Annotated in this window: 13 protein-coding genes; 3 read left to right on the top strand and 10 right to left on the bottom strand. The window is 40.6% G+C overall.

Annotation, left to right across the window (positions count from 1 at the left end):
• Window positions 1-211: 211 nt before the first annotated feature.
• The 7 genes from queA to VGA95_00265 form a co-directional block, all read right to left on the bottom strand.
• On the bottom strand, window positions 212-1,219 hold the full coding sequence (queA, locus tag VGA95_00295) for a tRNA preQ1(34) S-adenosylmethionine ribosyltransferase-isomerase QueA (GenBank protein ID HEX9664983.1): 1,008 nt from the start codon (window positions 1,217-1,219) through the stop codon (window positions 212-214).
• A 47-nt stretch (window positions 1,220-1,266) separates the two neighbouring features.
• The gene (locus tag VGA95_00290) at window positions 1,267-2,475 is read right to left on the bottom strand and encodes an argininosuccinate synthase (GenBank protein ID HEX9664982.1); all 1,209 of its coding nucleotides are present in this window, start codon (window positions 2,473-2,475) and stop codon (window positions 1,267-1,269) included.
• Between the two features lie 288 nt (window positions 2,476-2,763).
• Entirely contained in the window at window positions 2,764-3,198 is a 435-nt protein-coding gene (locus VGA95_00285) for a hypothetical protein (protein ID HEX9664981.1), read from the bottom strand.
• A 75-nt stretch (window positions 3,199-3,273) separates the two neighbouring features.
• Window positions 3,274-3,954, bottom strand: coding sequence for a peptidoglycan editing factor PgeF (gene pgeF, locus VGA95_00280; GenBank protein ID HEX9664980.1), 681 nt, complete (start codon window positions 3,952-3,954; stop codon window positions 3,274-3,276).
• A gap of 7 nt (window positions 3,955-3,961) precedes the next feature.
• Window positions 3,962-4,918, bottom strand: coding sequence for an RluA family pseudouridine synthase (locus VGA95_00275; GenBank protein ID HEX9664979.1), 957 nt, complete (start codon window positions 4,916-4,918; stop codon window positions 3,962-3,964).
• 42 nt (window positions 4,919-4,960) lie between these two features.
• The gene (locus tag VGA95_00270) at window positions 4,961-6,079 is read right to left on the bottom strand and encodes a hypothetical protein (protein ID HEX9664978.1); all 1,119 of its coding nucleotides are present in this window, start codon (window positions 6,077-6,079) and stop codon (window positions 4,961-4,963) included.
• Between the two features lie 160 nt (window positions 6,080-6,239).
• Window positions 6,240-7,010: an SAM-dependent chlorinase/fluorinase gene (locus VGA95_00265; GenBank protein HEX9664977.1), complete on the bottom strand. Its 771-nt coding sequence runs from the start codon at window positions 7,008-7,010 to the stop codon at window positions 6,240-6,242.
• A 71-nt stretch (window positions 7,011-7,081) separates the two neighbouring features.
• Here VGA95_00265 and VGA95_00260 point away from each other — a divergent pair, with 71 nt between their 5' ends.
• The 3 genes from VGA95_00260 (at window position 7,082) to VGA95_00250 (ending at window position 9,358) form a co-directional block, all read left to right on the top strand.
• Entirely contained in the window at window positions 7,082-7,828 is a 747-nt protein-coding gene (locus VGA95_00260) for a ribonuclease Z (protein ID HEX9664976.1), read from the top strand.
• 83 nt (window positions 7,829-7,911) lie between these two features.
• Window positions 7,912-8,793: a nitroreductase family protein gene (locus tag VGA95_00255; protein HEX9664975.1), complete on the top strand. Its 882-nt coding sequence runs from the start codon at window positions 7,912-7,914 to the stop codon at window positions 8,791-8,793.
• A gap of 226 nt (window positions 8,794-9,019) precedes the next feature.
• Complete coding sequence (locus tag VGA95_00250; protein ID HEX9664974.1) at window positions 9,020-9,358, top strand: endonuclease domain-containing protein; 339 nt, start codon at window positions 9,020-9,022, stop codon at window positions 9,356-9,358.
• A 319-nt stretch (window positions 9,359-9,677) separates the two neighbouring features.
• Here VGA95_00250 and VGA95_00245 read toward each other — a convergent pair whose 3' ends face one another.
• The 3 genes from VGA95_00245 to VGA95_00235 form a co-directional block, all read right to left on the bottom strand.
• On the bottom strand, window positions 9,678-10,841 hold the full coding sequence (locus VGA95_00245) for a glycosyltransferase family 9 protein (GenBank protein ID HEX9664973.1): 1,164 nt from the start codon (window positions 10,839-10,841) through the stop codon (window positions 9,678-9,680).
• A gap of 66 nt (window positions 10,842-10,907) precedes the next feature.
• Window positions 10,908-11,972, bottom strand: a complete 1,065-nt coding sequence (locus VGA95_00240; protein ID HEX9664972.1) for a hypothetical protein — start codon at window positions 11,970-11,972, stop codon at window positions 10,908-10,910.
• Window positions 11,973-11,976: 4 nt separating this feature from the next.
• Window positions 11,977-12,780, bottom strand: coding sequence for an ABC transporter permease (locus tag VGA95_00235; GenBank protein ID HEX9664971.1), 804 nt, complete (start codon window positions 12,778-12,780; stop codon window positions 11,977-11,979).
• Window positions 12,781-13,239 lie beyond the last annotated feature (459 nt).

The raw sequence follows: 13,239 nt of genomic DNA, 5'->3' as shown, positions 1-13,239 counted from the left end.
TTTTTTGTCAGCCCTTGATTTTTGTTTCTTTGTATCAAGACAAAGAAAATAAAAAAATTAAACGATGGATCCCCGATTAAAACATTCGAGGATGACAAATGACCTCTATAGGGATTCCCGGTAAAGGATTTCGAGAACGACAGAGGGTCTTGGATTTCCGATTATTAACTTGGAAGGAACGGGATTGAATAAGTTTAATATTGTCAGCGAGTTAAACTATAAGCATAGCGTCGCCGTAGCTGAGTAATCTATACTTTTTCTCCATTGCCTCCTTATAAGCCCTAAAAATAAGCTCCTTACCCGCAAATGCTGTGACTAAGATCATCAGTGTGGATCTTGGTAAATGAAAATTAGTTACCAAGGCATCTACAAGCCTAAACTGAAAACCGGGATATATAAAGAGGTCCGTAAATCCGGACGAATTTTTGACATTTCCTGAATGATCAATGCTCGATTCTAAGGCCCTAACAACAGTCGTACCCACAGCAATCACCCTCCTACCCTCTTGCTTTGCTCGATTTATTGCCTGTGATGCCTCTTCAGAAATCTCCCTATATTCCTCATGCATATGATGATCTTCAACGTGTTCAGTCCTGACAGGCTGGAAGGTCCCAATACCTACATGAAGTGTCAGATAATTTATTTCTACTCCGATATGATTTAGTTGGCTCAATAGTTCATTTGAAAAATGTAGACCAGCAGTGGGAGCTGCTATTGCCCCACTTTTTTTTGCATAAACGGTCTGATAATAAACCTTGTCCGCTTCTTCAGGTTCTCGAGTTATATAAGGGGGCAGCGGCATTTTGCCACGGTGATCTATATATTCATCAGCTCCACTTTGAAAATCTATAAACCACTCGTTTCTACCGTTCTTTTTTAATTTACCACTTAATCCCGTTTCAAATCTTATCTCCATTTCGTCCTTTGGATTTTTTACCAGACACCTCCATCTACAGGGATTGATCTTATCAACGAGGAGTACTTCTATCCTTTGCCCAGAATTTCTCATACCGCACAGCCTTGCCGGAATGACTCTTGTATCATTTAATATTAGCAAGTCCCCTTCCTTCAACAAACCTGCGAGTTCATAGAACCTTTTATGCTCAATTCTTCCATTCCTCCTGTTTACAACCATTAGACTGCAATAATCTCTCCTTTCCTCAGGATAAAAAGCTATTAAATCAGGAGGCAGGCGGTAACTGAACTCTTCTGTATTCATTCGCGGCCAACTAGATAAGGATTTTTTTGAAGGTAGCATTAAGTTCATTATTTTCTATTTCGCTCTATTAGCTTTTTCACTGAAAGCCTGAGCGCATTAAGTTTAATGAAGCCAGTCGCATCAGATTGATTGTAAATTGAATCTTCCTCGAAGGTTGCCAGATCCCTCTGATAGAGTGAATAGGGGGATCTTCTCCCGGCGACAGTGACATTCCCCTTATATATCTTTAACCTTGAAGTACCCGTGACATTTCTCTGAGACTCTTCAATTGCCGCTCTAATCATTTCCATCTCTGATGAATACCAGAATCCATAATAAATCAACTCAGAAAATTTTGGTATCAGTGAGTCCCTCAGATGCATAACCTCTCTATCCATTGTTATGGACTCCACGGCTCTATGTGCAGTCTGTAATATGGTTCCACCGGGAGTTTCGTAAACCCCTCTTGACTTTATACCAACAAATCTGTTTTCTACCATATCGACCCTGCCTACTCCATTCTTTCCACCAATTTCGTTCAATTTATAGAGGAGATCCGCTGGAGATAGATCCTCACCATCCAATTTCACCGGAACTCCTTCCTCGAAAGCAATATCAAGAAAGGTGGGCTCGTCCGGTGCATCCTCCGGTGAAACAGTCATTTCGAACATATCCTCGGGAGGGGGTTGCCACGGATCCTCGAGTATCCCTCCTTCGTAACTGGTATGGAATAAATTCCTGTCACAGCTGTAAGGTTTCTTGACAGTTACAGGTACCGGAATCCCATGCTCCTTTGCATAGGAAATAAGATCGTTTCTTGATCTTAGATTCCATTGTCTCCACGGGGCTATTACCTGAATCTCTGGATTAATTGCGTAGTATGTAAGCTCAAATCTAACCTGGTCATTGCCCTTGCCTGTGGATCCGTGGGCCACAGCGAATGCATTCTCTTTCTCAGCTATTTCCATCTGACTCTTAGCAATGAGTGGTCTTGCAAGGGAGGTACCGAGTAGATAAGTTCCTTCGTAAACGGCATTCCCCTTAAGCGCGGCGAATACAAAATCCTTAACAAATTCATCTCTAAGATCCTCAACATAAACCTTCGTTGCGCCTGTCTTAATGGCCTTTTCCCTGATCTCGTTCAGATCCTCACCCTGTCCCAGATCCGCTATGTATGCAATGACATCGGCTTTATATTCCTCGATTAGCCAGCACAATATAACAGACGTGTCAAGCCCGCCCGAGTAAGCAAGAACTATTTTCTCTTTATTCCCCATTCAGATCATCTCCTCCACATCGCTTTTTTTCATTTTTTAAGGGAAATCGTCTTTTTTTCAGAGGTAATTCCTTTTTAAAACAACTATCTAAATTAAAATCAAATTCCACATCAGCTAGATGAATCTATCAGCTTGAAATGAATCACCCTGCAGCCTGCAGGGAATTCGCTAGTTAAAGTACAGAGCGGGAACGAAACATTAATTGTACAATGAGGAGGTAGTTTAAAGACATTAACCATAGCACATCCGGATTACATTGAAATTTTCATCTATCCGAAATTTTTTACATTATTTATCCGGCTTGCGGCTCCCCCTCAGATCATGTAGATAAAATCTAACATCTTTATTCTCATAAAATTTCTCCAACGAAAAGCCAATATACTCTAGCTTTTCATTATCGTCTCCCATATATGATGCCCTCTTTACCTCATTTGACAACTTACAAACTATTGGAATGTCCTCAGTCGGATTTTCGTGTGATATAAACCCGAGCTGGAATTCACCATCGATCTTGAATTCAATTGGAAGTGCGAAACCCACGGCTAACTTTGCATTTATCAGCTCAATAACCATTAGTTTTACCGTAGTACTTCCTCCCGTTGTTTCTGAGCCCCCCGTTACTTCAAATATATAGCCGTAATAGTCTATAGCAATGTTCTTGTCGCCAATCGATTTTAAATACATGTAGTCCTCGGCATCGAGCCAGCACATAATCTGTATCATTCCTACCTCCAGTTGTTTCTTTCAGTTCTCCATGATTAAGAAAGGATGATAAATATAACAGCATATTTAATAGCACTAAACCAGGCCAATGAAGCTCAGTTGCCTACCAACCCCTTTACCCTCCCTTCTATAAGAGTGAAAGTCTCTATTACACATAGTGCAAATATCCATAACTTCAAAATTTGCTACTCCTGCGTCAAGCAAGTTCCTAACGTTAGCCATTCTTAAATCAATAAAGTATTTCGAATTATTCTTTTTATACAAAAACTCACTCCACTTATCGTACTTCTTTATGAATTGGACGGCTACCTCTTCGCCAACCTCGTAGCAGCACATACCAATCGATGGCCCTATAGCTGCGGAAACCTTAGAAGACAGGATTCCATAGTCTTTCTCAATCCTCTTAATAGTTCTATTCACGACCCCAGAAAGAGTGCCCCTCCAACCAGCGTGTACAGCAGCTACAACTTTCGCTTCCCCGTCAACCAAGAGCAAAGGAACACAATCAGCTGTGTAAATCCCGACTCCGAGATTCCTCATACTCGTTACAATAGCGTCGCCTTCTTTCCTATTCTCTTTTGTTAATTCATCATTCAGGAGAAATACAATATCACTGTGAATCTGTCTCATCGTATAAATCCTTTTCAGCCCAGAGCAATGTGCGGCTTCATCAATATCCCCAACAAAATTCTTGTTTAAGAATCCATGTACTACCCTACCAATATTCGACAAATTTTGTGATATAATGGGATTCATTAAAAGGTTAAGTTTTCTCTTGAAAAAGCCCAATAACATCCATTAAGTCTTCCGCAAGAGGTGCAGAAAACTCCATTCTATTTCCCGATTTTGGGTGCTTGAAGCAGAGCTTAGAAGCGTGAAGGGCTTGCCGTCCTAGTTTCTTTGAAACATACTCCAAGAATTGAGTTCTATATCTCTTTGGCCCATATACGTCATCCCCAAGGAGTGGAAATCCATTGTCTGCGAAGTGAACCCTGATCTGATGAGTCCTACCAGTCTTCGGCTCAATTGCAACCAAAGTGACTTGATCATATCTTTTCAAAATTCTCCAGCTAGTCAAGGCTTCTCGCCCTTTTTTTGTCTTTGTCGTCATCTTAATCCTATTTGTTGGATGCCTGCTTATAGGAGACGAAAAGGTACCTGAGTCTTTTTCAATTTCCCCTACAACCAGAGCTATATACATTTTTTTTACTAGCCTTGCTTTAAACTGGTTAACAAGGTGCTGATGCGAAAAATCGTTTTTTGCAACCACAATTATTCCGGAGGTATTCTTATCGAGTCGATGAACTATCCCTGGTCTAATCTTTCCACCAATTCCGGATAGACCATTACATCTGTATAGTAGTGCGTTTACCAGAGTGCCATCTCTTATTCCGGCACCCGGGTGAACCGCTAATCCGGGAGGTTTATTAACCAGAATTATTTCATCGTCTTCGTATATAATCGAAATTTCTATATCCTGCGGTTGAACATTCAAAGGTTCGGGAGGAGGGATGATGACGGATATCACCTCACCACCGATAACCCTTTTTGAAGGTTTTATAGCCTTACCTTCTACCAATATGCTTTTTTCACTTATTAGTCTTCTGATCTGTGATCGAGTAAGATCGGAACGGAGATGAGAAACAGCAACATCCGCTCTCAGTCCAGAAAGATTCTCAGGTACATTAAACACGTCAAAATTATCCTCTTTGATATTCATATTCATCGATATAAGTTTTAATGTTAGATTCTTATTACAATATCAGTTACTTCTTTTTCCTCTTTCCCTTATAACTCTGGCAGCTGCGGTCGTGATAACACCGGGAATGTTTTTATCATTCATGATGCTTCTTAGGTCTCTGTCCCTTATATAACGCATAAAATTTAGCGATATGTGTGATGGTGTTTTAGGATTACTGACTAAATTATATTTTATCTGATAAAGCCTAATCCACTTACGAGTTTCGCCAATCGCTCTTAATACCTCCTCATCGACCACCTTTGATTGAGCGAAAAGCAAAATCTCTGATTCAGTTAGCCTTGGATTCTTCAACACGGAACAAGCTACAATCCTATTCGGGTCACGTATCAATATAGAACGCGCCTCTCTGTTACCAAGTACAGCGACCCTTAGTCTTTCAGAAAAATTCATCCCCTTTATTTTATTGAACAGTGTATCTCTATTCTTTTCGGTGGCTTCTTCATCGGTTTCACTGATGAGATCCTCAGATAATTCAATTTTATCGAGAAAGATGTCCTGTGAATCTGAAATGACGTTGGAACTGAAGTCTATCAATTGCTTATCATATGCTACACGAGATTCCTGGTTATCACCCGAAGAATTTTCTGCTAACTCTTCATTAGGAAAATCAGGGATTTTATCCTCATCGATCAAATATTGCCCTAAATATGAGATTAATTCCTCCATTGTGGAACGGTTCAATGACGGGTTACTGCATAGGGCCTCAACTATACCTTCAGATCGAAACATACGTTCTTTGTTGCTGGCTATAAGTTCGAGAAGATTCTGGTTATGTACCGTCTTGGCAATATGTTCAATCGTAGAGTCGGGGGTTGAGTGATTCACAATTATGGCTTTGATTTGGTTCATATCTGAGGATGATCTTGCAAAATAATCAAGAAGCTCAGGAGGAGTCATTTCATCCGAAAGTGTAGACGATATGGTGCCCTCTGGCAGAGATTTTATAGTCTCTTCCGACAGTTTACTTATTTCTTCATCGTTGTCCCTCAAAAGGACGTAAAGTATTAAAACAAGCTCTTTAGGTAGCACAGCTATACGCCCCTTGGCAGCCATTAACCGCTGTTCTCTTGGGACAGAAGGTGAGACAAAACTATTTATCCTTTCTGTAAGCCTTTCCATAAGACAGAACAAAATTTCCTAAATCATTTAATACTCGATGCGTAAAATTAGATATATGATAATATACAAATTATATTTTTATTATACCTTAGCACGACGGTTCTAATAAACTGAATTACGCCATGAGAAAATGCGTTACATTTTCAAGTGAAAATCCAATCTAATTATTCCTGACATAAACCTTTCTAGATCTACATCTAATCAAATCAGAAGCCCGTCCCTTATTAACGGATAATTCAAGAAATCCCAAACTACCTATGACTGCTAAAAGCTCACCCTCCGACGCTTGAGAATATGATTTGCAAACCCCATTTATTACAATACCACACACGGATAGCCTAGAATCTGAATCGATCATACTACCGGGTATATTTGTTATAAGATTCCCGAATGTGTCCTCGAAAATCACTTCGCCTACTATCTCTCTATCTCCTATTTCAGGCTCTTTTATTTCAAGTATGAATGGATCAAGTAATCTCTCCCCCAAATCCTCAATAGAAATACCCAGAGAAAGATGCGCGGCAACAGGTGCAAATATGTCCCTTCCATGAAATGTAAAACTTACATCTGGTAGAAAGTATTTTGGGTTAGAAATTTCATATGCCCTTAACGATTCTGATTCCAGAATAACATAGGTAAAAACTCCATTATCAGGGCCCACAAAAAATTTTTCATCCGCTTCCAAGGCAATTGGTTTTCTGCTGCTGCCTACGCCAGGATCAACAACCACTATATTTATCGTTTCTTTGGGGAAATACGGAATGAAGCTTCTGAGGGTAAAAGCCGCACTGAAGATATCATGAACCGGAATCTCATGCGTAATGTCCGTAATAGTGGCATCGGGATTGATCGAATAAATAACCCCTTTCATCGAACCCACATAATGATCCCTATTACAAAAATCCGTGGTTAAAGTTATAATACGCTTCATCCCAATTTGCCCGACACTTATTTGATCGATAAATTGTATTTATAAATTACCCGAATACTAGTTATAAAAAAATGAAGCTAACTATTCTTGGCTCTGGCACCTGCGTTCCCTATCATAGGAGAGGTTCCTCCTCCTATGCATTACAACTCTCAAAGTCGACAATACTGCTAGACTGTGGCAATGGAGCCACCTGGAAGCTTGGAAAGGCGGGAATTAACTATTTAGACATAGATCACGTATTTATAACACATTTTCATCCTGATCACACTTCCGATTTGATACCTTTTTTGTTTGCCACTAGATATTCATACGGATCGACAAGAGAAAAACAATTACAATTATGGGGACCACCAGGATTCATAAGTTTTTTCTCGGCTTTAAAAGAGGCCTACAGTGATTGGATCGTACCACAAGAACTCATAGTAAACGATATCGACAAAAACGAGCTACAACTTGAAGATTTTGTCCTAAAGTCAGCACACACCCTCCACACAGAAAACAGCCTTGCATACAGGATTGATTCTGAAGGTAAATCGCTGGTATATTCTGGAGACACAGACTATTCAGAATCATTGGTCAAACTTGCCGAGAACGCCGATATTTTGTTGATTGAATGTTCAATGCCAGACGAATTAAAGGTCGAAGGACATCTCACTCCGACCGAGGTTAGCAGGGTTGCGAATGAATCAGGCGCAAAAAAGATAATACTCACCCATTTATACCCTGTCTGCGATGAAAGAGATTTTTTGGTTCGGACGAGAAATAAAGTAGATGTCGATGTTGTAGTAGCTGAGGATTTTCTTGAAATTGTAGTCTGATTTGCTGCAATACGGGTTGTTAAGTGATATACTCACATTGATAGAAGCAAAAATAGATTAATAAGATTAGGAGGAGTATTGTTATGGAGCTCTTTGAAGCTATAGGTTCGAGGAGAAGCATTAGGTTCTTTAAACCATGGAAGCCTGTTGAAGAATGGAAGATTCAGATGATGCTACAGGCTGCAAGGTATGCATCCTGTCAGGGTAACTGCGGTTCGACAGAAGCCATCGTTATAGATAAAAAAACTTATCCAAAAGACAAATTCGAACAGATTGTTGAGTGCGCTTCGCCTTTTAATGAAATTCATCTCAGACAGGCACCAATCGTCATAGCCTGGCTTTTAAATCTCGATGCATGGTATAAAGAGTTAGTCCAATCATTTGCTGTGCTCTTCCCTGCAAGGGCTATAAGCGCCGCGCATGGATGGACATATAAACTTCTTACAGAGGTAACATATCCCCGTCTCATGAGCTTTCCCCGTGACAGAACAGAGGATCTTTTAAGGATTGAGGCAGGCCAGGCAATAGCTCATTCACTCCTGATGGCTACGGAGCTTGGTCTTGGGTGTTGCCTTCTCGCCACAGGTAGAAAACCAGCCGAGTTTCCGAAGGTTCTGGGAACACCCGATAATGTCGTCCCAATATGGCTCATGGCAGTTGGTTATCCACTTGAAAGCCCTGGGCAGAGACCCAGAAAGCGTTTTGATAGGTTGTTTCATTCTAACACCTATGGTAATCCCCTAAAAGAAGATACAAGAGTAAAGGAAGATCTAAAAGAGAAAAGAATGATTCAGCCAATGGACCCGCTTCCCGGAAGAGAGGAGGAGATTAAGCACATATGCAGGATGTTTGGATTTACAGAAGACATGCCTGATATGCCCAAGGAGCACATAAAGGCTCTATATGGGGAAGAATCTCCCTATTTTGGGGAACTGCCTGAAGGCCTTGAGGAAAAGGGGGTTTAAATAACTCCCCCCAAAACGAAATCTTCCCACTTCAAGGGAAAGAAAGATTTTCCTCCCAATTTGGAGTGAGAGATCGATAATTTTTCTTGGCAACCAGCGAGACTAATAGTGGTCGTATAACTCATTACAAGTACCTTAATCCGCCTAAAAAGTGCAGGAAATCTAAAAATTATCCCTTCCCCCTTTCACTTTCATAAAGGGGGAAGGTGAGGATGGGGGTTAACAAATGCTTCTTAATAGAGCGAGGGAATTGACAAAAAATCCTCAAGAAGCAGAACGAAAATTGTGGGCTCATCTCCGTCTTCGTCAGATCGGAGGATATAAATTTAGGAGGCAACATCCCTTAGGGCCCTACATTGTTGATTTTGTTTGTATAGAGAAGAAATTAATTGTAGAAGTGGACGGAGGACAGCACGATGAAAAGAGGTCTCATGATGCAATAAGGGATAGGTGGCTGGAAGAAAAAGGCTTTAAGGTAATAAGATTTTGGAATAATGAGGTGTTGAGGCATATTGATATTGTAGAGGAAGTAATCGAGAGTGAACTAGGCTGCGGGGAAAGGTAAGACCCCCATCTTTATTCCCCATCAATGGGGAAAGGGAGAAGATCAATCCCTTAGCCTTTTAGGGGAAAAGTTATGTCCTTTCTACACATGTGATGTTGCAAAAATGTAGCGGAGGGCTTTAGCCCTACATAAAATCAATGAGACGGAAACCTATCGGGACAAGAATGTCCCGACTATCCATAATAAATATTGTCATTAATTACGATAGGCGAGGTTTTCCAACCCCGCATGGATAAAACATTAAGAATGCAAACCTAACCTGTCCTGACCCTGAGTAGTGAGCCTGTCGAACTATCGAAGGGTCGAATGAAGTTCGCCGCTAATTATGCCCTTCCAACCGGGAGACCAGTTCCAACACCGCCCCTTTTGCCTCTTCAACCGAGATGTCGCTAAGACATCTCACCTCGTAAGAGCATTTTGGAGTGTATCCGAACCTCGTACAGGGACTGCAGGGAAGACGTTTGTTCAATGCGATGTTACTGTTGCCAATTGGAGCCCACTTCTTTTGTATTCCTGCACCGAAGAGAGAAACTGTTGGTGTTCCCACACCATAGGCAATATGCATAAGCCCGGTATCTGAAGATACCAATAAATCAAGCTGGGAGATTATTGCCGCGGTTTCGATTAGGGAGGTCTTCCCGGCATAGTTGATAGTAACATCACCATTAGCGATTTCCTCCAATTTAACTGAATCATCTAAATCCTCATTTCCTCCGATGATCACAATTCCAAAACCCTCATTTATTAAGCCTTCTGTTAGCGCCACAAATTTACTTATTCCCCATCTCCTTTCAGGTATTGTTGCCCCGCTGAATATCCCTGCAATTGCAGCGCATCTTTTCCGTAGTCCATTAATTTGAAGACTAAATTTCGATACTAGTTTTCGATCAATTGGTATAAATGGCGACATATTATTAAATTCGTAATTATCTCCGGTAATTGTTGAAGCTAAATTCAGAAAGCTAAAGACCTCATATTGATCTTGGCTGTAAGGAACCGCATGTGTAAAGAGTTCAGATCTGTTGTTGGTAGCAAACCCGATCCTTATCGGCGCCCTCGTTAAGTAAGCAAAAACGGCAGATAACCTATGCCACTGTTCCGAGTCAATGACTATGTCATAATTCTTTTTGAGAGTTTTATAAAGTGCAAAAAAAGGTCCTGAGTCATACAAGAATACGTCGTTTATATACGGACAACCGACCAAAATTCCCGAATTCCTCTTTTCAGCAAGTACATCTATTTCAGAATTATTGAAATGCCCTTTTAAAGCCTTTAAAAAGGGGTATAGAAGGGCTGCGTCACCTATCCCACCCGGTCTTATGACAAGTATCTTTAGTTTTTTTTGTGATTCGGTGGTAACTGAGAAATTTTGTGTCCGATTACTTTCTCCTGATCTCGGCTGAATAAAAGCCCTTGCAAGAGAACCTGCCGCTCTGCCTAAAATACAATCAAGTATTTTTAAACCTTTAATTTTGAAGTTCATTTCAAGGCGTACAATATATTACAATATCGGTACCGAATTGGGGAATTTGAGTAACGCAAGGAATGATTACTTAGCCCTTACAATTCCGGTTTCAGGGTTGTAAGTATACTCGTCGCCCAACGGGTGGGGGGGGAAATCTCCAGTTGTTCGTTCTTCTATAAATTTCCTCAGTTCGCCTAGATCGTCAGGAAACCTTCCAAAAAATTTCTTAAATTTATAAGCCTTAGAAGATAGGTAGGCGGGATTGACCCTGAGTTTCTGATCTATAAAGGTAGAGCTCTTGACCTCTTTGAGTTTTCTCACTATAACAAACTCTCCTCCAAGAGGTTCCTTAGGTATCTCTTCTATTATTCCCGTAGTCTTAAGTTCCTCAAGATTTAACGGAAATTTATTGTACTGGTCTAAATACGCTCTCAATGCCCCGGTCAGAGCGTCTTCCATATCCATTGTGTCCAGCTCCTTTATATTCAATAAGGCAAAGCTTTTTCGACCTTCATCCGGGGCATCTTCATATATGTACTCCCAAATCCGCCTTGAAAGGTCTCTATTCCCCCCCTTCGCGAGTGCAGAAGCGGCCATCCCCTTGAGGTATGCCCGTCTAAGGTCCGAAAGTCCCGGTTTATCCGATGCCTCCTTAAAGAGTTCATAAGCCTTTTTATAGTCTTTAAGATTTAGATAATAAACAAAACCCTGCTCAAGGGGTATACGAAAATTGTCGGGATTGTTCATTCTCCCTTTGTCAAAGAGCTTCATACCATGTGCCACATCTCCCAGTCCAAATGGCCGGGGCTCGGCGAGGAATGTTCCTCCATACCTGTAGGCATTTACAAATTTCGGATCCAGATCTGTCAGAATGTCAAAGTATTTATAAAGCAGGGCCGGATCCGTTTCGTCAAATCTCTCTCCCCCAAAATATTGAAGCGCCCTCAACCAATAAATGTCAGCCAATAAATCATCATAACCCAGTGAGATTCGTCTAAGGGCCGAAGAAGACAAATACAGAGTCTCCTTGATCGACCTGAACCTTCCCCTAATGTTATCAATTTTCCGTTGAAAAGGAACAGAAGCGACTATCAATAAAATTACTAGAATTATCCCTGCAATTGAACCCTTGCCGAAAGAGCCTGTCATTATCCTATTTGAATTCTCTTTTTTGAAATATTACTATCGAAAGAATGAGAAGAACAATGGTATAGATTAATGCGTAGGCCGTGGTATACAATATAAGTGTCCAGCCTATATCACCTCCGTAAACCGCCTCGCTTCTCACGTCAAATTTTTCAAGATTAGGCATTACCCTGTAAATGAACTGTGTAATGTGGCCTATGATTGGGTTATTGACCTGCTCGGCAAATAGCCTTATATCGCTCGAAAAGCGACCAATGACAAAAAGGAAAAACGTAAAGAGTAGAGTCATGACAGGCGTGGTAAAGCTTGAAAAAACCAAAGCTATACCAATTACAACAAGAAATTCAAGATATTCAAAATACACAGCCTTAAAAAACTGTGAATAATAGAGCCCGCCATAATAGTAACTTATAAACCCTCCGTGTTTAAACCCTATATAGAGTACAATGAGCGTGAGAATGAGAGCCATCGCTAAGGTATTCACAAGTATCGTAAAGGAAAGTCCAAGATATTTCCCGAGGATAAACTCATATCTTCGAACAGGTTTCGAAAATATGTTATATACTGTCTTCTTTTCAATCTCCTTATAGACAAGCCCCATTCCGAGAAATACAGAAATGATAATTCCCATGAGGGAGATTACTGTTAGCCCCAGGTCTTTGACTATTTTGTTATATTGCTCGGCAGATATGCTCGCAAAGATAAGAGAGCTTAATATCATCACGATGGCAAACAGAATTAAGCTGTAAAGGATCCTATCCCTTATTGCCTCGGTAAATGTAATACGAGCTACGCTCCATATCGATTTCATTTTAAATTATTCACCAAAAGTTTTTTCCTTTTATGTCTGCGAGCACTTCGATAAACTCAGCACAGGCACTTCGACCCTTCGATGAAACTGAGGGCAAGGCTAACCCCTTATTGTCATTCCCTAATGCTACCCGATAGAAACGTTCGAGTACGGGCTTAATAGGGAATCCATGCTTTTAACTCTGGATCCCCGACTATTGATTTCGGGAATGACATAACAACTAAAAAATTTAATCCAACCACAACCCGGTCATCCTGAATATATTTCAGGATCTAATCAAAACGAGAGATGCTGAAACAAGTTCAGCATGACTAACTATGACATTCATCCTATTAACGCAATTTTTGGAATGCCGCTGAAGCTTTTTTCAATCTGAAAGGGATTAATGAAAATATATCTATTCATGAAATTGTGCGAATTTTGTCCACGAAATGTCTAACATGTACAATTCTGACCGAA

This window comes from Thermodesulfobacteriota bacterium (assembly GCA_036397855.1).
In the GTDB taxonomy this organism is placed as follows: Bacteria; Desulfobacterota_D; UBA1144; order Nemesobacterales; family CSP1-2; genus DASWID01.
The sequence above is the reverse complement of the archived record's forward strand: the minus strand, read 5'-3'. Positions and strand labels throughout refer to the sequence as shown.